29 protein-coding genes and 2 tRNA genes are annotated in these 21,529 nt (G+C 30.6%); 24 read left to right on the top strand and 7 right to left on the bottom strand.

From position 1 onward, the window contains the following. Positions 1 to 25: 25 nt before the first annotated feature. Positions 26 to 1,177 carry a nucleotidyltransferase gene (locus tag B5G32_RS04425; protein WP_087935955.1) on the bottom strand — a complete coding sequence of 384 codons (1,152 nt, stop codon included), beginning with the start codon at positions 1,175 to 1,177 and terminating at the stop codon, positions 26 to 28. A gap of 146 nt (positions 1,178 to 1,323) precedes the next feature. On the opposite strand from B5G32_RS04425, the gene B5G32_RS04430 reads away from it, so the two are divergent. Both B5G32_RS04430 and rpmF read left to right on the top strand, forming a co-directional pair. Beyond that, positions 1,324 to 1,845, top strand: a complete 522-nt coding sequence (locus B5G32_RS04430; RefSeq protein ID WP_224759511.1) for a YceD family protein — start codon at positions 1,324 to 1,326, stop codon at positions 1,843 to 1,845. 12 nt (positions 1,846 to 1,857) lie between these two features. After that, positions 1,858 to 2,025, top strand: a complete 168-nt coding sequence (gene rpmF, locus B5G32_RS04435; RefSeq protein ID WP_087243058.1) for a 50S ribosomal protein L32 — start codon at positions 1,858 to 1,860, stop codon at positions 2,023 to 2,025. Between the two features lie 86 nt (positions 2,026 to 2,111). Here rpmF and B5G32_RS04440 read toward each other — a convergent pair whose 3' ends face one another. Continuing rightward, entirely contained in the window at positions 2,112 to 2,636 is a 525-nt protein-coding gene (locus B5G32_RS04440; protein ID WP_087935956.1) for a GNAT family N-acetyltransferase, read from the bottom strand. A gap of 2 nt (positions 2,637 to 2,638) precedes the next feature. After that, entirely contained in the window at positions 2,639 to 3,004 is a 366-nt protein-coding gene (locus B5G32_RS04445) for a hypothetical protein (RefSeq protein ID WP_087243054.1), read from the bottom strand. Between the two features lie 99 nt (positions 3,005 to 3,103). Here B5G32_RS04445 and B5G32_RS04450 point away from each other — a divergent pair. From B5G32_RS04450 to B5G32_RS04465, 4 genes are all read left to right on the top strand, one after another. Then, a tRNA-Glu gene (locus B5G32_RS04450) sits at positions 3,104 to 3,179 on the top strand. Positions 3,180 to 3,182: 3 nt separating this feature from the next. Continuing rightward, positions 3,183 to 3,256: transfer RNA gene (locus B5G32_RS04455), tRNA-Trp, on the top strand. 378 nt (positions 3,257 to 3,634) lie between these two features. After that, positions 3,635 to 4,468 carry a MurR/RpiR family transcriptional regulator gene (locus tag B5G32_RS04460; RefSeq protein WP_087935957.1) on the top strand — a complete coding sequence of 278 codons (834 nt, stop codon included), beginning with the start codon at positions 3,635 to 3,637 and terminating at the stop codon, positions 4,466 to 4,468. 384 nt (positions 4,469 to 4,852) lie between these two features. Continuing rightward, positions 4,853 to 5,362, top strand: coding sequence for a pyridoxamine 5'-phosphate oxidase family protein (locus tag B5G32_RS04465; RefSeq protein WP_087297083.1), 510 nt, complete (start codon positions 4,853 to 4,855; stop codon positions 5,360 to 5,362). 138 nt (positions 5,363 to 5,500) lie between these two features. Here B5G32_RS04465 and B5G32_RS04470 read toward each other — a convergent pair whose 3' ends face one another. Next, positions 5,501 to 6,037, bottom strand: coding sequence for a hypothetical protein (locus B5G32_RS04470; protein WP_204209624.1), 537 nt, complete (start codon positions 6,035 to 6,037; stop codon positions 5,501 to 5,503). A 67-nt stretch (positions 6,038 to 6,104) separates the two neighbouring features. Continuing rightward, the gene (locus B5G32_RS04475; protein WP_087935958.1) at positions 6,105 to 6,359 is read right to left on the bottom strand and encodes a MerR family transcriptional regulator; all 255 of its coding nucleotides are present in this window, start codon (positions 6,357 to 6,359) and stop codon (positions 6,105 to 6,107) included. 160 nt (positions 6,360 to 6,519) lie between these two features. Here B5G32_RS04475 and B5G32_RS04480 point away from each other — a divergent pair, with 160 nt between their 5' ends. After that, positions 6,520 to 6,897 (top strand): DUF3795 domain-containing protein, encoded by a 378-nt coding sequence (locus B5G32_RS04480; RefSeq protein ID WP_087935971.1) that lies wholly within the window; start codon positions 6,520 to 6,522, stop codon positions 6,895 to 6,897. Between the two features lie 308 nt (positions 6,898 to 7,205). On the opposite strand, the gene B5G32_RS04485 is transcribed toward B5G32_RS04480, so the two are convergent. Both B5G32_RS04485 and B5G32_RS04490 read right to left on the bottom strand, forming a co-directional pair. Beyond that, complete coding sequence (locus B5G32_RS04485) at positions 7,206 to 7,604, bottom strand: hypothetical protein (RefSeq protein WP_087304108.1); 399 nt, start codon at positions 7,602 to 7,604, stop codon at positions 7,206 to 7,208. After that, positions 7,601 to 7,747, bottom strand: coding sequence for a helix-turn-helix domain-containing protein (locus tag B5G32_RS04490; protein WP_087935959.1), 147 nt, complete (start codon positions 7,745 to 7,747; stop codon positions 7,601 to 7,603). Before B5G32_RS04490 ends, B5G32_RS04485 begins: the two co-directional genes overlap by 4 nt. Before the next feature lie 400 nt (positions 7,748 to 8,147). Between B5G32_RS04490 and B5G32_RS04495 the strand changes: the two genes are divergently transcribed. The 17 genes from B5G32_RS04495 (at position 8,148) to B5G32_RS04575 (ending at position 21,376) form a co-directional block, all read left to right on the top strand. Next, a complete protein-coding gene (locus B5G32_RS04495; protein ID WP_087935960.1) occupies positions 8,148 to 9,026 on the top strand; it encodes an SPL family radical SAM protein in 879 nt (292 codons plus the stop codon). 28 nt (positions 9,027 to 9,054) lie between these two features. Beyond that, positions 9,055 to 9,750, top strand: coding sequence for a GyrI-like domain-containing protein (locus B5G32_RS04500; RefSeq protein WP_239386190.1), 696 nt, complete (start codon positions 9,055 to 9,057; stop codon positions 9,748 to 9,750). Between the two features lie 20 nt (positions 9,751 to 9,770). Further along, positions 9,771 to 10,205: a GNAT family N-acetyltransferase gene (locus B5G32_RS04505; protein ID WP_087935961.1), complete on the top strand. Its 435-nt coding sequence runs from the start codon at positions 9,771 to 9,773 to the stop codon at positions 10,203 to 10,205. 36 nt (positions 10,206 to 10,241) lie between these two features. Further along, entirely contained in the window at positions 10,242 to 10,853 is a 612-nt protein-coding gene (locus tag B5G32_RS04510; RefSeq protein ID WP_087935962.1) for a tyrosine-protein phosphatase, read from the top strand. 75 nt (positions 10,854 to 10,928) lie between these two features. Then, positions 10,929 to 11,204, top strand: coding sequence for an HPr family phosphocarrier protein (locus B5G32_RS04515; RefSeq protein ID WP_087297088.1), 276 nt, complete (start codon positions 10,929 to 10,931; stop codon positions 11,202 to 11,204). 109 nt (positions 11,205 to 11,313) lie between these two features. Then, the gene (locus B5G32_RS04520) at positions 11,314 to 13,617 is read left to right on the top strand and encodes an anaerobic ribonucleoside triphosphate reductase (protein ID WP_087935963.1); all 2,304 of its coding nucleotides are present in this window, start codon (positions 11,314 to 11,316) and stop codon (positions 13,615 to 13,617) included. After that, the gene (gene nrdG / locus B5G32_RS04525) at positions 13,598 to 14,128 is read left to right on the top strand and encodes an anaerobic ribonucleoside-triphosphate reductase activating protein (RefSeq protein ID WP_204209628.1); all 531 of its coding nucleotides are present in this window, start codon (positions 13,598 to 13,600) and stop codon (positions 14,126 to 14,128) included. Before B5G32_RS04520 ends, nrdG begins: the two co-directional genes overlap by 20 nt. Positions 14,129 to 14,192: 64 nt before the next feature. Continuing rightward, a complete protein-coding gene (locus tag B5G32_RS04530; protein WP_087935964.1) occupies positions 14,193 to 14,975 on the top strand; it encodes an HAD family hydrolase in 783 nt (260 codons plus the stop codon). Beyond that, positions 14,975 to 15,217, top strand: coding sequence for a hypothetical protein (locus tag B5G32_RS04535; RefSeq protein ID WP_087243034.1), 243 nt, complete (start codon positions 14,975 to 14,977; stop codon positions 15,215 to 15,217). The genes B5G32_RS04530 and B5G32_RS04535 overlap by 1 nt, the downstream gene beginning before the upstream one ends. Positions 15,218 to 15,229: 12 nt before the next feature. Beyond that, on the top strand, positions 15,230 to 16,219 hold the full coding sequence (locus B5G32_RS04540; protein WP_087243032.1) for a dipeptidase: 990 nt from the start codon (positions 15,230 to 15,232) through the stop codon (positions 16,217 to 16,219). A 259-nt stretch (positions 16,220 to 16,478) separates the two neighbouring features. Further along, positions 16,479 to 16,871: a putative periplasmic lipoprotein gene (locus B5G32_RS04545; protein WP_087935965.1), complete on the top strand. Its 393-nt coding sequence runs from the start codon at positions 16,479 to 16,481 to the stop codon at positions 16,869 to 16,871. Further along, positions 16,868 to 17,692 (top strand): MurR/RpiR family transcriptional regulator, encoded by an 825-nt coding sequence (locus B5G32_RS04550; RefSeq protein ID WP_087297092.1) that lies wholly within the window; start codon positions 16,868 to 16,870, stop codon positions 17,690 to 17,692. The genes B5G32_RS04545 and B5G32_RS04550 overlap by 4 nt, the downstream gene beginning before the upstream one ends. Positions 17,693 to 17,757: 65 nt before the next feature. After that, a complete protein-coding gene (locus B5G32_RS04555) occupies positions 17,758 to 18,600 on the top strand; it encodes a fumarate hydratase (protein WP_087935966.1) in 843 nt (280 codons plus the stop codon). Further along, positions 18,597 to 19,166 (top strand): Fe-S-containing hydro-lyase, encoded by a 570-nt coding sequence (locus tag B5G32_RS04560; RefSeq protein WP_087935967.1) that lies wholly within the window; start codon positions 18,597 to 18,599, stop codon positions 19,164 to 19,166. Before B5G32_RS04555 ends, B5G32_RS04560 begins: the two co-directional genes overlap by 4 nt. After that, positions 19,153 to 19,977 carry a MurR/RpiR family transcriptional regulator gene (locus B5G32_RS04565; RefSeq protein WP_087935968.1) on the top strand — a complete coding sequence of 275 codons (825 nt, stop codon included), beginning with the start codon at positions 19,153 to 19,155 and terminating at the stop codon, positions 19,975 to 19,977. The genes B5G32_RS04560 and B5G32_RS04565 overlap by 14 nt, the downstream gene beginning before the upstream one ends. Before the next feature lie 8 nt (positions 19,978 to 19,985). Continuing rightward, on the top strand, positions 19,986 to 21,002 hold the full coding sequence (locus B5G32_RS04570) for a threonine aldolase family protein (protein ID WP_087935969.1): 1,017 nt from the start codon (positions 19,986 to 19,988) through the stop codon (positions 21,000 to 21,002). Continuing rightward, positions 21,002 to 21,376, top strand: a complete 375-nt coding sequence (locus B5G32_RS04575; RefSeq protein ID WP_158093969.1) for an HU family DNA-binding protein — start codon at positions 21,002 to 21,004, stop codon at positions 21,374 to 21,376. Before B5G32_RS04570 ends, B5G32_RS04575 begins: the two co-directional genes overlap by 1 nt. Positions 21,377 to 21,529: the final 153 nt, after the last annotated feature.

Raw genomic sequence — 21,529 nt, forward strand, 5'->3', positions numbered from 1 at the left:
ACAGATAATTGTTATATCATAAACCTCATGATTGAATCAATGGAATATGTGAAAATTCTTCTTGAATAAGTGCTTGTGGGTGAGAAGATAAAAGTGAAAGTAAACGTGTTGCTTTCAGTTCTATTTCTAAAGCAGGGTGATGATATTTTGGCAGGTTGGTAATTAAAGAATAAGGACATGTTTTTTTAATAGTAGATAAATATTGTCTTCCCTTTTGATTCATAGCTAAGACTCTTAAATAATCGACATGCATGGCATTATGAATATCATTTTTTGTGTTCTTCATTAAAATATGAATAAGCATACGCGAAATACGTGGACGTGTATAACGTTTAGAGGATAACTGATTGATGAATTCTTCCATTGATGAACAAGATTGGATATGTTTATATAATAAATTTTCTAAACCTTCATCGACCATATGATAGCTTTTTAGTTCCTGTAAACTGGATGTACAAATTTGATATTGTAAATATGGAAAAAAATCTTCAAGTTGAAAAAGATCACAATGATGATAAAGATCGGCATGAGGTAGGGAATGAGAAAAATCTTGCTTATTTCTTATAGCATTTCTGATAGCTGATGCACTGGCAATGGTTTGAAGATTTAATCCATGATAAGCATTTGTTCTTGGAAAACAATGAGAAGTTATAGGATATTGATGGAAAATAATTTCTTTGACATAACTGAGTCCTAATAAATCATTGGGTGTTTTAATTTCTTTATTCATAATGTATTGAAGTGCCTGATTGCAGGCATCAGCATAGCGTAATCCTTTTTTCATAGCTTTTTGAACATATTCATTATAGATATCTTGATGTTGAAAAATGGCTTGAGCAATATCAACAAAAGTTGAAATACGACCATCTTCACTACCAAAACATATATCAGTGACCCCTATAGCTGCTAATAAATCTATAGCTCCTTTTGCAAAATAGTCAGCACTCTGACAAGTATAAACAAAAGGTAATTCAATCACTAAATCTACACCAAATTCGATTGCTAACTGACTGCGTTTCCATTTATCAATAATAGCTGGTTCACCTCTTTGTACAAATGATGACGACATAATCGCAATTGTATAATCAAATTGTGCCAGAGACTTTGCTTTTTGGATATGATAAATGTGTCCATTATGAAAAGGATTATATTCAACAATTAATCCTAATATTCTCATGGCTTTCACCTCCAAGGGATAGTTTAACATAGTTTAGGAAATAAACATAGTTTTACTTGAAAAGAGTGGAAATATTCAATGAAATATTTAAATTTAGATTGACATATTTCTTACTTTTATATATAATGGGCTATGCGATGTAAAGGGTGATTTTTTTGAAATGGAATTTACAATGGATTATTAAACAAAAAGATGGTTGTTTTCATTTCGATGAAAAATTAAGTTTTCCATCAGAAATGTTCCATAATTTATCCCAAATTAATGGTTTAAAGGATGTTCATGTTCAAGGACAGGGACGTTTAGACACAAAAAATCATCAATTATACGTTGATTTCCAAATAGATGGAGAAATGATTTTACCATGTGCCATATCATTGGAAGATGTGGATTATCCTTTCCATATTGAATCAAATGTTATTTTTGCTTTTTATAAACCACAAGATGATGAAGAGGTTATAGAAGTTAAGAAAAACATTGTTGATTTAACACCTGTCATTTTCCAGGAGATTATGCTGGAAGTTCCAATGAGAGTTGTTAAGGAAGGTGCTTCTTTAAAGACTCAAGGTCATGGCTGGAAAGTATTAAGTGAAGAGGATGAAAAACATGATGAGGATTATATTGATCCTCGTTTAGCGAAGCTTAAAGATTATTTTAAGGATAAGGAATAAGGAGGTGTACCTATGGCAGTACCACAAAGAAGAGTTTCAAAAACAAGAAGAAACAAAAGAAGAACACATGACAAGTTAACAGTACCAAGTGTCGTTGTTTGCCCAGAATGTGGAGAATATAAATTATCTCATAGAGTATGCAAACATTGCGGAACTTACAACGGACAAAAAGTGTTATAAAAACTGCCCCTTATTTCAAGGGCTTTTTTTATGAATAAATGAAAATAAGAGAATAGCGATTTAGCTGTTCTCTTATTTTTTGAAAATTATTTTCGTTGATGAATAAAATTTTGAGGTAACAGTTCATAAAAAATAGCTGAATGCATTTCTCCTTGAGGATCTTTCCAATAATTATATTGAATATCATATTTTTGAAAACCTATTTTTTCATAAACATGTTGCGCACGAAGATTATTCAAATCTGTACTTAAAACTATTTTGGGTACACCTTTTTGAAAGAGTTCATGAATGAATAATGTGAGTATGGTATGACCTAAACCTTGATTTTGCATATTTATTTCACATATTTTAATACCAATTTCAACTGCGTCATGACAAGGAAAAAAGCACACCTCCCCAATGGGGCAATCTTTATATTCGATAATAAGACGATGCTTATGATTTTTTATTTCTTCTTGGAGTTGGTGCTTAACTTTTTGAACGGTCGTATTGATACCTTCTGGGAATCCAGCATGAGCCATTATTTTTCCGTCATTCCACCATTTTGTAAGAATTGTTGCATCATTTTCTTTTGCATCACGAATGAGTATATTTTTATAAAGAATTTTCATTATTATCTTTTTCTTCTACGATTTTTTCTTGTCGCTTGAAATCCTTCTTCTCTTTCTCTATAATTTAAAAAACTTCCTAGATCATAAACATCATAATCTTTCTTTAATAGTTTTTTACAGGCTTTTTCACTGAGTGCCTTGTTAATGGCATATAAATAATATTTCATGTTTTTATTAGGATATGATTCTTCAAATCTATCTAATAAACGAAAAGGAAAACATTCTGCATCAGCAATATGTAATTCATCATAGTCTTTTAATTCATCTAAACATATAATTGTGATTTTATCAGGATTTTTTTCATATTGACGAAATCCTTCATTAATATCTATTTTCTTAATTTCTACTTTTTTTCCAAAACCAAACATTTTATTTCCTCCAATACTTATCTATAATATCACTATTTCTTTATTTTTTCTATTGCTTTTCTATATTTTATATGTTATTATTACAAAGCAAAATCAATTGGCCTGTTGGAGAAACGGTTAACTCACATGCCTTTCACGCATGCATTCACGGGTTCGAATCCCGTACAGGTCACCATATAGGGGCGTGGTTCAATGGTAGAGCATCGGTCTCCAAAACCGTGGACGCGGGTTCGATTCCTGCCGCCCCTGCCATCAGTAAGTTAGAGCGATTGATCGCTCTTTTTTCTTATTCAAATATATTATTTACGACAGAAGTCATCTCATTGCGATAAATAGTAATTGGGTGGCTTTTTATTCAATGAAATCTATATATGATTAATGTTAAAAAATATTTGATAATTTTGTTATTATTTATAGAGATTTCATGTTTTTTAATTGACTTGCAATATCATTTCTCAAATTTCTCAAATAGAAGTATTTACTTTAACAGGAAATAAACGAGAAATTAAAAAGTATGGTATAATATTTTTATAAAATATAGAAATAGTTATTTTCATGAAATAATCAATGTATCATAAACATGAGTTTTATAAACAATAAATTGAAAATAGAAGAGGAAAGTGATGCTTTATGAGTCTGATTTTAGAAAAAATAGCACAAGATTATAAATTGAATGATAATGATTTATATTTAGCTCAATATATTATTGATCATAGTGATGAAGTGATTCATCTGTCTACGCATCAACTTGCTAAAAATACATACACCAGTGCAACAGCTGTTGTAAGATTCGTAAAAAAACTTGGTTTTGTAAGTTATAATGATTTTAAAATTCATATTCATTCTTTTTTAAATCAATATTACTTGAAAGATATGGAAATTTTATCTCATGAAAGCTTATTTTCAATTAAGGAGAAATTGTCTGAAATTGAAGTGGGTATTATGAATCAGACAAAGCATATGCTTTCAGTAGATACTTTAAAAGAAGTTATGTTCCATATTTCGCAGAATCAATATATTGATATTATTGCTAATGATACAAATGCCTGCATTGGTGAATATGCTAGTCATTTATTGTTGAGTACAGGAAAAATAACAACGGTTTACCAAAATAGGGATAAACAGTTATGGCTGAGTTTGAATGTGGATTCTCATCATACAGTCTTTATGATAAGTAAAAATGGCAAAAATGAACATCTTTTAAATATTGCTGATATTTTGATCAAAAGAAAAATTCCTTTTATTATCATTACAAGTCATAAAGAAAATCCTCTTTCAAAAAAACAGGCTATTTTGTTACATGGTATGGTTCATGATGAATTTGAAAGCTTAAAGGATATGGTCTTTTATATTTCTTTAAAGTATATTTTTGATCTGATATACAGTATTATCATTTCAGACAATTTACAACAGGCTAAAGAAGTGGATCAGCTTTATGGGTCGCTATTTGATAAGAAGGTGTAATCAAACAGATTATAAGCAGCTCTGACTGCTTTTTTTGTTACAATGTAACATTTTTAAAAGGATTTGATTATCAATTTTGTAGCAATATTCCATAATCATTTCTGTGTATTGTATAATTATAAAAACAATGTATGATAAATATGTCAACAGTTTTATGAAAAGGAGAAATTATACATGGTTTTAAGAAAGAATTTTTATGGGGTGGGACCTTAGATGCATATCAGTTTAAATATGTTATTGTGGAAACGTCAAAAGGGTTAAGTATTGCTGATGTAATGATGGTTAAAGCATAGAGTGTATCCTGAGAAACTATTATTTAGATTATGTAGAAATTGAGTTTTATTATCGCTGTAAAGAAGTTATTAAGTCAAATGGAGAAGTATTATGAGAAGAAAAGATCGAGAAATAACAGATTTTAATGAAATCATGAATATTATCAATAAGTGTGATGTGTGTCGTTTGGCATTATTTGATGAAGATTATCCTTATATCGTCCCATTGAATTTTGGTGTAGATAAAGAAGATGATCAATTGTATTTGTATTTTCATTGTGCTAATCAAGGAAAAAAATTAGACTTGATTAAACAAAACAATAAGGCTACTTTTGAAATGGATTGTGAACATAATATTATTCTTTATGATGAAAGAATGTCATGTACAATGGGATATGCAAGTGTAATTGGTCATGGAGAAATTGAATTTGTAGAAGATGAGGATAAATTTGAAGCATTAAAAATATTAATGAAACATTATCATAATGAAGAATTTCAATTTAATACAAATCTTATGAAAGCGACAACAGTCTTTAGATTGAAAGTTTTAGATATGGTAGGGAAAAGAAGAAATAATATTCATCCTGAAGAAAAGACAAAAAGACATATCTCGTTAGAATAAAAGTCTTGATATATGAAATCAAAAATAAAAACATCCTCATATTTTTTGGGTCTCTTAACAAAGTTGTAAATCATTATTTATAAATAAAATGACTTTGATAAAAAAACAATCACTCATATAAAGGTGATTGTTTTCTATTTAGTATTTCTTTTTTAATGCCTTTTTTAATATCTTTAAACCAAAGATATCTTTTTTCTCATTTTTTTCTTTATTTTGATAGACTTCACTGTAATATGCAAAGTTATCTCTAGGATTATCTAAATGATATTTTTTTGCCCAATCTTTAAAATGATTATTAATATAATTATTTAAAGCAACAGGATCATGTTTTTCATGATAAAGTTCAATAAGGTGAAGTGGATCATAGACTGTAATGTTATTTTTTAGAATATAATCAAACATATCAACGACAAGTTTATTATTTAAAATAGAATATGAATATGTATCATTTAATGTCACAATATCTAAATCAATAAAATACTGAAAGAAAACTCCGCCTATTCCATATGCGCCAACACCTGCATGACCTACTGACATAGAACTATACATGGAAATGTTTATTTGTTGTATTTGAGATAAAGGGACAATCACTTCATTATATTTTATATGATCATCATTAAGATAGAGAGTATCATAACCTTTCCATTGATCAAGAGTTTGATTATCAAATGACACTTTCACTCTTCTTCTTTTAATATAATCATTTATTTTTTTGTCTATGTCTTCTAACTTCTTTTTAGAGTTAGAAATAAATTCTTTTTTTTGATTCTAGTGCTTCTCTTATAGAGAGTTTGTTGTTGAAAATAAGTTTAATATCATCTATGGATACTTCCATAGAACGTAATAATAAAATTGTTTTTAAAATATTAATATCTTTTTGCATGTAATTTCTATAATTATTTTCATTTCTTTTTGGATGAATAAGACTTTCTTTTTCATAATAGATTAATGATTGTTTTGTAATACCTAACATTTCTTCGACTTCATGTGTTGTCATAGTTTTTTCTTCCTTTCCAATTTTACTTAAAACTATATGCTAGCAATACTGTCAAGATTTTTTTCTATAAAAATTAATACTCTTTTCATTTGTGTGACAATGAACAAGATATTTAAAAATGTGTTATGATATTTTTATAAATGAAATGGAAGTGATTCTTATGAGTTCTAAAGGATTTGGCTATTGTGGATTAGCTTGTGATTATTGTCAGGATAATCCACATTGTATTGGCTGCAAAAAGGGAGGCTGTCCTGAAAAGGAAGCTTGTAAAAACTATCAATGCTGTACATCTAAAAATTATAAGTATTGTTTTGAATGTCCAGATTTTCCGTGTGAAGATAGTATTTTACATAAACTAAGGATAAGAACATTTTGTCAATATATTCAAAGATATGGAGAAGAAGATTTAAAAAAGCATTTGGAAGAAAATTGTAAAAAGGGAATTGTATATCATTATCAAAATAAGCATATAGGAGATTATGATCAATTTGACACAGAAAATGAAATAATAGAATTTATAAAAAATGGTAGAAAATAGCTAACATAATAAAAAAATGGGTATATAAAAACCACGTATTCATAAAATGGAACCTTAAAAATAGTATAACAATAAGAGAGCTTCCATACTTTTAAACGTGGTTATCATTTGAAAATGACTATTACTTTTATGGTCTGTATTGAAATTCAGTAATCCATAAGAATGATTTTATGCTGTCATTGAGATTTAATTTCTTGAATATTTGTATAAAATCATATGCCAAATATTTTTTGGCTCATTCATTTGATTTTTTAGTTATTGGATATATATGGGTTTATTATTATCTATATTTTCATGAAATAGAATTTTTAAAGCAGTGCAAGTGTTTGGAAGTAGATGATAATTGTAAATAAACTCATTGATGTTATAACAAAGTATCCAAAATAACTTTTATGTTTTATAATTCCTTCAATCATTTTAATCAAACCAAAGATAAGAGTAAATGGTGCCCAAATAACACCAAAAGATATAAATCCTTCTAAATATGGGAATAGACTAACTATAACAATGAAGAACAATGGTAGAATCACGATAAAAAAGAGAATAAATTTATATGTCATAAAAGCTTCCTGATCAGTGATTTTATCTTTCATTAAATCAATAATTAATTCATTAGATTCATTCAATAAATCTTTTTTCTCACAATATTCTCCCAACAATAATTCTTGTATTTCTATATCTAAGCATTGGCATAAAGGAATAATCAATGAGCTATCTGGTAAATTGATGCTCTTTCCCATTTGGATATTGATTTATCTGTAACACCAATTAATTCAGCCAATTCTTTTTGAGTCATGTTTTTTTCTTTTCTACAAGATGCAATAAATTTTTCTACTTTTTTTATATCCATATCTAAAACCTCCTCCTAACTGAATTATAAAACATTTCAAAGTGTAAGTATAGAAACGGAAAGTAGAATGAGTGGAATTTAAGTTCTTATGAGTGAAATAATCAGCTTAATTCTCTCGGTTTAGTGCGATAGTTAATGAAAAAATAAATATATCTAAGTTTTAGATGTTTATTATTATACAAATGTTTCTACAGATGATTGAATCATTGATTATTATTCTTTAAAAAACTAAGATTTCATAAATGTCAAAATATAAATATACGTTATGACTGGTTATTTGATATAATTTCAATAGATTCATTATGAAAAAACTATATTTTTTAGATAAATATTTGACATCAAGGATAATGTTAAAAAATGTGATGAATTTTCAAAAACAATATATGAAAGGAAAATATTTATGCATTATAAAAAAGTAAAAGGGATTTTATCTTCGTCAAATGGAATGAACTTATATCGAGGATGTACTCATGGCTGTATATATTGTGACTCAAGAAGTCATTGTTATCATATGGAACATGATTTTGAGGATATTGAAATTAAAGAAAATGCTATTGAATTGCTGGAACAGACTCTAAAAAGAAAACGATCAAAGTGTATGTTGAGTACAGGTTCTATGACAGATCCCTATATTCCTCTTGAAAATGAAATAGGTTATATGCGAAAGGCATTATCATTAGCGTATAAGTATGGTTTTGGTTTTACTTTCATCACAAAATCTAATCGTGTATTAAGAGATTTAGATTTATTAAAAGCGATTAATGATAAAACAAAATGTGTTGTACAAATGACATTAACAACTTATGATGAAGATTTATGTCAAATGATTGAACCAAACGTCAGTACAACTCGTGAAAGAGTGGAAGTCTTAAAGCAACTTCGTGATGCAGATATTCCAACGGTTGTCTGGCTTTGCCCAATTCTTCCATTTATTAATGATACGAAAGAAAATATTATAAGTATTTTAAATGATTGTATTGAAGCCAAGGTTTATGGTGTTATCTGCTTTGGGATGGGGTTAACACTTCGTGAAGGTAATAGAGAATATTTTTACAATCAGTTAGATCATTTGTTTCCTCATATGAAAGAAAAATATATACGAACTTATGGAAATCAATATCAACTTTATAGTTTAAAGAATCATCAGTTAATGGAGATTTTTCATCAGATGTGTGAGGAACATGGCATTATACATGATAATAAACAGATATTTGAGTATTTAAAGAAATTTGAAGATAAAACGAAAAATGTTCAATTGAGCTTATTTGATATAGACTGATAAAAGATGTAAGAATGAAGAAATATTTATGTTATTTTCTATAAAAAATATTCATGGTAAAATAGGATTTGTAAGTAAAGGAAGTGAAATGATGACTTTTGATTATAAAAAAGAATATAAGGAATTTTATATGCCTAAAAAGAAACCCAATATTATAACAATACCTCCAATGAATTATCTGGCAGTCAAAGGGAAAGGAAATCCTAATGATAAAAATGGAGATTATCAACAAACCATTAGTCTTTTATATAATATAGCTTATGCAATTAAAATGAGTTATAAAAGTTCGTATCAGATAGATGGCTTTTTTCAATATGTTGTTCCACCATTGGAAGGTTTCTGGTGGCAGGAAGGAGTCAAAGAAATGGATTATCAAAGAAAAGATGATCTGCAATTTATCTCTTTGATTCGATTACCAGATTTTGTCAAAAAGGAAGATTTTGATTGGGCTATTCATACAGCAACGCAAAAAAAGAAACAAGATTTTTCAAGGGTGGAATTTTTAACCTATGATGAAGGGTTGTGTGTGCAGTGTATGCATATTGGCAGCTATGATAATGAACCTCAAACTGTATCACTGATGCATGAATATATGGAAAGTATGGGTTATGAGCTGGATATTCATGATCATAGATTTCATCATGAAATTTATTTAAGTGATCCTAGAAAAGCAAAGGTTGAAAAATTAAAAACAATGATTAGACATCCTATCAAGAAAAGATAATAGATAAGGGGAAAAGTGATATGAGTTGTTATATAAGACAGTGTCAAATTGATGATGTTGAAGATATTTATCAATTAAATAAAGAAGAAATGGGTTATGACTATCCTATAGAACTTACAGCTAAGAAAATAATGGCTTTATGTCAGTCGTCATGTGATCGCATTTTTGTTGCAGAAGAAAGTGGAAAGGTTATTGGATATGTTCATGCTAATAACTATGATACGCTTTATTTTGGACACATGAAAAATATAATGGGAATTGCTGTATCATCGTTACATAAACGTCATGGTATAGGTTCTTTACTTTTGGCAGAGGTAGAAAAATGGGCACATGAGGATAATGCTATAGGTATTAGATTGGTTTCTGGTGGAATGAGAAAAGGTGCTCATGAATTTTATCGTAAGAATGGTTATATTCACGAGAAAGAACAGATCAATTTTAAAAAATATTTTTAACATATAATAATTTTTTTGTGTTATGGAGGTGTATAGATGAGTTCGCTATTTGAAAATACTTGTAATACAAGGTTATTATTTAAAAATGATACACGTTTTATAAGAAGTGATGTACCTATAAAGTTAACTGAAGATGAAATACAATGGCTCATTCATCATAATGTACGTACTATCTTTGATTTGCGCAGTGAAAATGAACGTTTCAAGCAACCAAGTTTATTTGAAAACGATACACGTTTTATTTATCATCATACACCAGTGACGGGTGGCAATCATATTCCACGTACTCCTGAAGAAGTCAGTTTATCATATATTCATATGGTAGATGAAAACATGTGGAAAATCATATACATGATGCTTCATGCTTCTACGCATGTCCTTTATTTTTGCAATGCTGGTAAGGATCGCACAGGAATTGTGTCAGCCATTTTAATGCTTTATTTTGGAATGGATCATGAAAGTATTGTTGAGGATTATTTGATATCCAAAGATAATTTACAAAAAAGATTAGAAATGTATGTTCAAAATCATCCTCATATAGATATGAATGTGATTACACCACGACGTGAATATATAGAACGATTTTTAGAAGAATTTGAACAGCAATATGATTTACAGATGATTAAAAAAATGGAAAATAATTTTTAATTGAAGAGTCATATTTTTTCGAATCTCCAATATCTTTATGTTATAATAATAGTATGAGTAAAGGAGGAATTTGATATGGCTCAAAATTTAAAATTTACTGTTACAGATCCAGTTGGTTTATATGCAACACCTACAACTGAATTGGTTAATACTGTGAAACAGTTTTATTGCCATGTAACATTAAATTATGGTAATAAAAGTGTCAATTTAAAAAGTATGATGGGAGTTTTATCTTTAGGAATTCCAACGAAAGCACAAGTTGAAATTGTTACTGACGGTGAAGATGAAAAAAAGGCAATTGAAATAATTAAAGATAAAATTAATGAATTAGGAATTTCAACAATTGAATAGTTATATAGGGTATTCAGTGATGAATACCTTTTTTTTGTAAGGGGAATCATTCAAAAGATTTGAGAAAAACGAATAGATGTGAGATACTAAACAAAAGGGGGTTTGATTCATGATTCAATACATTAGAAAAAGAGATGGACGTATGGATGTCTTTGATGTCAATAAAATTGCAGGAGCTATTTATAAGGCGTTTCAGGCAACAGAAGCGAAATATGGTCTAGATGCAGCTATTCATTTGGCACATATTGTAGAGCAGAAATTAGAGGATCGTCATACAGAATTGCCAACAGTAGAGCTGGTACAGGATACTGTAGAGGAAACATTAATAGAAAAAGGGTATGTACGTATTGCAAAAGCTTATATTTTGTATCGTGCTGAACGTACACGCTCTAGAGATCGAAAATCACGTTTAATGAAAACATTGGAAGAAATTACTTTTCAGGATGCTAAGGATAGTGATTTAAAACGAGAAAATGCGAATGTGAATGCTGATGCACCAATGGGAACAATGTTAAAATATGGGGCTGAAGCAGCCAAACAGTTTAATGAGATGTTTGTTTTAAATCCTTTACATAGTGCAGCACATCGTTCTGGCGATATACATATTCATGATATGGATTTTTTGACATTGACAACAACCTGCACCCAAATAGATATTATTGATTTGTTTAAAGGTGGTTTTTCAACTGGTCATGGAGTTTTGCGTGAACCTAATAGTATTACGACATATTCTGCTTTAACTTGCATTGCGATTCAATCTAATCAAAATGATCAGCATGGCGGACAGGCTATTGTGAATTTTGATTACGGAATGGCTGAAGGAATTAAAAAATCATATCGTAAGTGGTATTTGAAAGCTATTGAAGAAGCATTAACATTATTAACTGATGTCAATGTTGCAGATGTTATGGCACAGTTGAAATCATTAGATCATCAGCCTTCTTTAAGTTGTCAAAATTATGCTATAGAAGAAAAAGGTGTATTGATGCATAATCATATATCTCCACAAATTATTGAGCGTATTCAAAAATTTGCAAGTGAAAGAGCATATCAGGATACTGATAAAGAAACATATCAGGCTATGGAAGCATTAATTCATAATTTAAATACGATGAATTCTCGTGCAGGAGCACAAGTACCATTTAGTTCATTGAATTATGGCATGGACACATCAGTTGAAGGAAGAATGGCTATTCGTAATGTCCTTCTTGCAACGGAGGCTGGCTTGGGTGGTGGAGAAACACCTATTTTTCCAATTCAGATATTTAGAGTTAAGGAAGGTATTAATTATCAAAAAGGTGAACCTAACTACGATTTATTCCAATTAGCATGTCGTGTTTCAGCAAAGCGTTTATTTCCTAATTTTTCGTTTGTTGATGCAACGTTTAATAAACAATATTATAAAGGAACACCAGAAACAGAAATTGCATATATGGGATGTCGTACTAGAGTTATGGGTAATATTTATGATCCAACTCGTGAGATTTCTCCAAGACGTGGGAATTTAAGTTTTACTTCTATTAATTTACCTCGTTTAGCTATTAAATCAAAAGGTGATATTGATGAATTCTTTATTAAGCTGGATCAATTAATAGATTTATGTATAGATCAATTATTAGAAAGATTTGAAATTCAGTGTAAAAGACGTGTGATGAATTATCCATTTTTAATGGGACAGGGTGTTTGGCTTGATTCAGAAAAATTAAAATCAACAGATGAAGTCAGAGAAGTATTAAAACATGGGACTTTAACGATTGGATTTATTGGTTTAGCCGAAACATTAAAATCTTTGATTGGTTATCACCATGGTGAAAGTGAAAAGGCACAAATTTTGGGATTACAAATTGTAGCACATATGCGTCGTCGTGTTGATGAAGCCTGTCAGAAATATCATTTAAACTTTTCTTTAATTGCCACACCTGCAGAAGGATTATCAGGACGTTTTGTAAAACTAGATAGACAATTATATGGAAAGATTGAAGGAGTCACAGATCGAGAATACTATACGAATAGTTTTCATGTTCCAGTTTATTATCCAATCAGTGCTTTTGATAAAATAAGAATTGAAGGACCTTATCATGAACTCACAAATGGAGGACATATTAGTTATATTGAAATGGATGGTGATCCAACAAAGAATTTACCAGCTTTTGAAAAAATTGTAAGAGCTATGCATGATGCCAATATGGGATATGGGGCTATTAATCATCCTGTTGATCGTGATCCTGTTTGTGGATATAATGGCATTATTAATGATGTTTGTCCTCAATGTGGTCGTAAAGAAGCACCTCATGAAGAATTTGAAAGAATTAGACGTATCACAGGTTATCTTGTAGGAACGCTTGATCGTTTCAATGATGCCAAAAGAGCAGAAGAAAAAGATCGTGTTAAACATGGAATCAACAAAGATTAGACTATATGGTGTTGTTCATGATTCAATTGTAGATGGGCCTGGTTTACGTTATACTCTATTTACACAAGGGTGCTTACATCATTGTCCTGGCTGTCATAATCCTCAAAGCTGGGATATAAATGGTGGATATGAAGAAGATATTGAAACAATTGTTGCTGATATTTTAAGTAATCCACTTTTAGATGGTATAACCCTTTCTGGAGGTGAACCATTTTTACAAGTGAAGCCTTTGAAAATATTGGTTTCTCAAATCAAAGCTCAAACTTCTTTACATATTATGATTTATAGTGGATATGTCTATGAAGACATTCTTAAACTTGGACAGGATGCCATTGATTTATTATCATTATGCGATACATTGGTAGATGGACGTTTTGTATTATCACTACGTAGTTTAGAATTGATTTATAAAGGTTCATCTAATCAAAGAATCATAGACATTCATAAAAGCCTCCAACAAGGACGTGTTTATGAACAAAAGGTGAGTGAATATGGAGAATTTATTGATTGAATAAATTCTCTTCTTTTTATAAAAGTTATTTTACTGTATAATAAAAAAGACAAGGAGGACAAGTATGAAGCCATTATTATGTTTTGATGTTGATGGTACATTAAGAGATAATGTTCATCATCAAGTGTCGTTATCAACACAAAAGGCGTTACGCCTATTAAAGAAAAATGGATATCATATGATTATTTCCTCAGGGCGAGGAATTGATTCATTAACACGAACAGGACTTATGGATATGTTTGAATGGGATGGATTTGTTTGTAATAATGGTCAGGTTGTTTTAGATGCCTATAAAAAAGAAATTTTTCACGCATCCATGGATCCTCAGGCCGTACAGGAAGTTTTATCTATAGCGAAACAATATAATTATGCTGTGACATTAAAATCTAAGCAACGTATTATTTCTAAGGAACCTGATGAATATGTTTTGCAGACACAAAGATATTTTCAAAATCAGATTCCTCCAGTAGGAACATATTGTGGTCAAGAAGTCGATGCGATGATTGTATATGGACCACTTGGCTATGATTATGCACCTTTTCAAAAAGTATCTGAAGTTCATGTTTTGCCTGGAGAATCTACATATGCTGATATTACAATTGCTGGATTATCAAAAGCAACAGGAATTCAAAAACTGATGCATTTATTAGGACTTCAGGAATATATTGCTTTTGGAGATTCTTTAAACGATGTCGATATGTTTAAACATGCCTCTCAAAGTGTAGCAATGGGGCAAGGGAATGAAAAATTAAAATCTATCGCTACTTTTATTACAAAACCTATTGATGAAGATGGTATATATTATGCATGTCTTCAACTGGGATTGATTCAAGAAGGAGAGTTATAATGACAAAAGAAGAAGCAACAAAAAAAGCGCATCAAATGAGCGCATATTTAGAAAGTGAGCAGGCTGATGAACAAACACATGATTTTGATGATTTATGGCAAAGTCTCTATGATATTTGTCAGCTGGCGACTTATGGAATTGTAGAATTAACGCCAGAAGAAATAAATGAAGCAATAGACTGGCTTAAAGAAACACAATCACTCACAAAATTATATCAGACAACAGAAATTTATTTTTCATAGGAGGGATTGGAAATGAAAGTTGTTGATATGCATTGTGATACAATTTCTGAGATATATTTACAAAGACAATCAAATCAAGATATATCATTAAAACAGAATAACCTGAATATAAGTTTAGAAAAAATGCAACAAGGTGATTACCTTTTACAAAACTTTGCCATGTTTACACCTTTGCATAAAACTGATAATCCTTTTCAATATGCGCATGATCTGATAGACACTTTTTATCATGAAATGAATCAGTATTCAGATATGATAGGCGTCATTAAAAATTATCAGGATATTATCAATAATATGAATCAGCATCGTATGAGTGCTATGTTAACGCTTGAAGAGGGTGCTGTTGTACAAAATGATCTTCACTATTTACAACATTATTATGATTTAGGTGTGCGCATGATTACGCTCACATGGAATTTTTCTAATGGTATAGGTTATCCTAATTTTTCAAGAGATGATGACAATCATGGCTATCATGCCTGTGATACAAAAAATGGTTTAACTGAATTTGGCAAGGCATATGTTCAAGAATGTGAACGTTTAGGAATCATTATTGATGTTTCACATCTTTCAGACGCTGGATTTGAAGATGTTTATCGTTTGACTACTAAACCGTTTGTCGCTTCACATTCCAATGCGAGAAGTGTTTGTCCACATGCGCGTAATTTAACTGATGAGATGATTTTAAAACTCGCAAGTCGTGGTGGAGTCATGGGGATGAATTATGCTGCTGACTTTTTAACAGAAAATGATGAAGAAAAGTGTTTATCAAAAATAGATGATATTGTCAAACACATTTTATATATTAAAAATTTAGCTGGTATTGACTGTATTGGTTTAGGAAGTGATTTTGATGGTATTCCACCATATTTAGAATTAAAAGATGCCTCTTATCTTCCAAAGTTAGAACAGGCATTAAAAGAAGCGGGATTATCATCGTTGGAGATTGAAAAAATATTCTTTAAAAATGTTTTGAGAGTTTATCAAGATATTCTTCAGTAAATAAAAAAGCAGATAGGTGGGAGTGCTCATCTGCTTTTTTGATATCAGTTTGGGAAAGGATATCATGAAGTAGTCAAATTTGAAGGGAAAACAAATTATTTTTGACTACACATATAATCTAACACATTATTTTGTATAAAATTTCATGCAATTGTCAAAAAATATGTGATTGTTTTTGATGTTACATAAATGGGACTATATTTCATAAATCATTTTGTGATATAATCATATAAAGTCGAAATATGGAGGTTAGCTCTTTATGAAAAAGTGTGTAATGTTTTTGATATGTGTGTTTTTGTTGGTAGGTTGTCAAGTTCATTCCTCACAACCTCTATCATTTCAATCTCATGAAAAACCACTTGATAGAAAAGTTTATCAATATCATGATTATCTTTTATATATTTATGAAAACGATGAAAAGCAAAAGGGTTTTACTTTTGAATTTGAACTCAATCAATCTGGAATCGGGGATTTTGCTACTTATCAGGATGATTCTCATCAACAGGCAACATGTATACTATCTCATCAAAAAGACTGCCAATTGACATTTACTTTTGGCAAGGATTATGTTATTGTGAAAACAACTGATGAAGAAAATTATTTGAGTGCTGATTTGTCTGGACATTATGTATTACAGGAGGATTTATCGTGAAGAATTTGTTTTATAGACTGATTATCTTTTTAGATACAGCTCAAGAAAATGATACCAATTATAATATTGCCTGGTTCATGGCTAATAATTTTTATCGTATTGCGAATATGCGTATTAGTGAGTTGGCCGCAGAATGTTTTGTTTCACCAGCAACGATTTCACGTTTTTGTCGTGCTTTAGGCTATGAAAATTTTGCGCATCTTAAACAGGAATGTTATACATTCCATTCACATGATAAAAAATTCAATAATCTTATTAATATTTCACTCGAAACAATGAAGGATTCTCCTTTACAGGCAACGCAACAATATATCCAACAAGTCATTCAATACATTTCTGACTTACCAAAGCTTTTAGATTGGAATGAAGTTGATGCAATCTTAAAATTAATTCATGATAGTGAATCAGTTGCTTTTTTTGGTACACAATTTTCACAAAGTGCAGCTTTACACTTACAAACAGATTTACTGATGTTAGAAAAGTTTACAATGGCATATATGGATTCTTCACGACAGTTAGAATGTGCAAAACAATTAAATCAAAACAGTGTAGCAATTATTATGACTGTTAATGGATATTTCGCAAACAGTAATGCAAAGATTTTACAGTATATAAAAAAATCAGGATGTCAGGTTGTTTTGATGACTTGTCATCCACAGTTGGATTTAAAAATACCAGTTCATCATAAGTTAGTATTAGGTCAATCTAAAAACAGAAAAACAGGTAAACATAGTTTGTTAACTGCAGTAGAACTTATGTCACTGAGATATTATTGTTTATATTATCCTTCACTTCAAGAATTAAAGGGGCATCTTCTTTAATTCTTTTTTTCTTGTGATAGGATAGAAAATTATATATAATAAACATAATAAAAGAAGGTGAAAACATGAGGGAAATAAAACAGGAAGATATTATACAGGCAGTCAAAACATTATGCATAGAGGCTAATTATCAATTGCCTCAAGATGTTCGAAATGCGATTGATCAGGCAAGTCAAATAGAAGATGGTCAATTGGCTAAACAGACATTATCTATTTTAAAAGAAAATGCAAAAATGGCTCAATCATTGTCAGTTCCTATCTGTCAAGATACAGGAATGGTTTGTTTATTTGTTGAAATAGGACAAGATGTTCATGTGCAGGGATCTTTACAGGATGCTTTACAGGAAGGTGTTCGACAGGGATATCAGGAAGGATATTTAAGAAAAAGTGTTGTTGATGATCCTGTTTTTGATCGAATCAATACAAAAGATAACACACCTGCCTTGATTCATTATGAAATTGTGGAAGGTGACAAATTGAAAATCATTGTTGCTCCAAAAGGTTTTGGTAGTGAAAATATGAGTCAGGTCAAAATGCTCAAACCAAGTGATGGGGTAGAAGGAATTAAAGATTTTGTTTTAAAAGTTGTTGAAGAAGCAGGACCTAATGCTTGTCCTCCTATGGTGATTGGAGTTGGTATTGGGGGTTCTTTTGATTATGTCACATATCTTGCGAAAAAAGCGATGCTCAGAGATATAGGAACACATCATAGTGATTTACGATATCAACAATTAGAAGAAGAATTATTAGAAAAAATTAATCAGTTAGGTATTGGACCATCTGGCTATGGAGGGAAAACAACAGCTTTATCATTGAATATTGAGACATATCCAACGCATATTGCAGGAATGCCAGTTGCTGTTTCTATCTGCTGTCATGTTGCCAGACATAAGGAGGTTATTTTATGATCAAACATATGACAACACCTTTGACGCAATCACAGGCTCTTGCCTTGCAAGCTGGCGATCAGGTTTTATTATCAGGTGTTATTTATACTGCCAGAGATGCGGCACATAAACGCTTGTTGGCTTTAATAGAAAAGGGAGAGGAATTACCCTTTGATGTTAAAGATCAAATTATATATTATGTTGGACCTACTCCAGCAAAACCAGGACATGTTTTTGGCAGTGGGGGACCGACAACATCTGGACGCATGGATGCTTATGCGAAAGCACTTATGCAGCTAGGTTTGCGTGGAATGATTGGCAAAGGTTACCGTCAAGATCATGTCAAACAAGCTATAATGGACTATCAGAGTATTTATTTTGGAGCAATTGGAGGAGCAGGCGCTTATATTGGACAATGTATTCAATCTTGTGAAGTCATTGCTTTTGAGGATTTAGGGCCTGAAGCTATTCGTCGTTTAGTAGTCAAAGATTTACCTTTAACTGTTGTGATTGACTGCTATGGACATGATTTATATGAAATGGGTAGAAGTCAGTATTTAAAGGAGCATAACCATGACAATTCATGATTATAATGAAGTTGATATTTTATATACTCTGATGTCTTATGTGAATGTTTCTTCACCTCAAGACATGTATTATGCGATTGCTCATACCATTTTAACTCATATAGATCAGATTCCAAGTATCAGTATTAATGATTTGGCAGACCTTTGTTATACCTCTCCAGCAACGATCTCACGTTTTTGTAAAGATATGAATTGTAAAAGCTTTGTGAATTTTAAAAACGAAATTGCTATAGCTTTAGAAATTGCACGCAATGAAATTCATTTATCAACTCAGGATGCTCAAAAAGTTTCGGAAGATTCTGATTATTTAAAAAAGAAAATGTATCATGAAGCAATGGATTCTTTGGCACTTGTTGAAAAATCTATTGATATGAAAGATATTGATCGTATTTGTGAAATGATATACCAGGCTAAAAAAGTACATATGTTGGGTTATCAGTTTAACAAGATTATATCTAATGATTTTCAAATGAAGATGCTAAAACATCGTAAATTTGTTTATGCGTTTGTTGAACGTGGTGATGAAATTCAAAGATTGGATATTATAGATAAAGATAGTCTGGTTATTATTATTACTGTTCGTGCCAGAGAACAGCTGATGAAGGCATTAATAGATAAAATTAAGGAACATCATCCAAAGATTTTATTATTAACAATGAATCAGACATATCAAAATGATGATATAGATTGGATTTATCGTATTGATGGTACTGAAAGTCAATACAGTGAATCTTCATTACAGGGAACAATGAATTTTTTAAGTTTACTGAATTTAATATATGTTCGATATGGATTGTTATATCGAGAATAGGAGAAAGTATGTATAGTTTTTTAAATGATTATAGTGAAGGAGCACATCCTCAAATTTTAGAAGCATTAAATCAGACAAATCTGATTCAGACTGTTGGTTATGGTAAAGATGAATATTGTCATCTGGCTCAAAAAGTCATTAAAGAACGTATTCATAATGAACAGGCTGATGTTCATTTTCTTGTTGGTGGAACACAAACAAATATGTTAATGATTTCATATGCTTTGAAACATTATCAGGCTGTTATTGCCTGTGATGAAGGACATATTCAGGTTCATGAAACGGGTGCTGTTGAAGGAGCAGGACATAAGATTTTAACACGTCCACATGTCCATGGTAAAGTGACATGTCAAATGATTGAAGACATTTGTCAGCAACATACAGATGAACATATGGTTCAACCTCGTATGGTTTATATTTCTCAAACAACAGAATTAGGAACTTATTATACGCGTGATGAATTAAAAGCACTTTATGAAGTCACAAGAAAATATGATTTATATCTATTCTTAGATGGAGCAAGACTTGGAAGTGCTTTGGTTTTACCAGATGCTCCAACGCTTGAAGAAATTGCACAATATGTTGATGCCTTTTATATCGGTGGAACAAAAATGGGTGCTTTGTTTGGGGAAGCTCTCGTTATTATTCATGATGATTTAAAACCTCAATTTCGTTATCATATGAAAAATAAAGGTGCTATGTTAGCAAAAGGACGATTGCTGGGCATTCAATTTTATGAATTGTTTAAAGATCATTTATATGAAGATATTGGTCTTCATGAAAATCGAATGGCTGATATGATACGTCAGGCATTGATTAAAAAAGGAATTCCACTTTATGAGCCTTCTACCACTAATCAGATTTTTGTGGATTTACCACAAAATGCTTTAGAGGCTATTGAAAAAGAGTTTATGGTGACGCATATGGGAGCTATTCCTGGTGGTGAGCGTGTACGCATTGTCACTTCATGGGCAACTTCTCAAGAAGCTGTATTATCGTTTGTTTCGCTTATTGAAAATCTTTGATGGAAGATAGACGATTGCACTGTACAAGACATGAGACTTGTATTATAATAAGCTCTAGGGAATACCCTAATATACATAGAAATGGAGATTATAGTATGAATAAAAATGAATTATTAGAAAAAGTTTCTTTAGCATCAGGTTTAACAAAAAAAGAATCTGAAGCTGCAATTAATGCTTTTTTAGAAACTTTAACTGATGTATTAAAAGCAGGAGATAAGATTTCTTTAAAAGGTTTTGGAACTTTTGAAGTTCGTACAAGAGAAGCTAGAATGGGACGTAACCCAAGAACTGGTGAAACAATGGAAATCGCTGCTAGTAAAGTTCCTGCATTTAAAGCAAGTTCAGCTTTAAAGAATGTTGTTAATGAAAAATAAAGTATGAAAAAACCTACAGATTTTGATCTGCAGGCAATGGAGTCAACTTAGTATATTAGACTAGGTGACTCTTTTTTTATTTCTGTTATTCTTGTGGTATGACTATATGTACTCTTTATTATTATGCAAAAAAAGCGCATAAAGCCCCTGTTG

The organism is Massilimicrobiota sp. An80 (assembly GCF_002159255.1).
In the GTDB taxonomy this organism is placed as follows: domain Bacteria; phylum Bacillota_I; class Bacilli_A; order Erysipelotrichales; family Coprobacillaceae; genus Allocoprobacillus; species Allocoprobacillus merdigallinarum.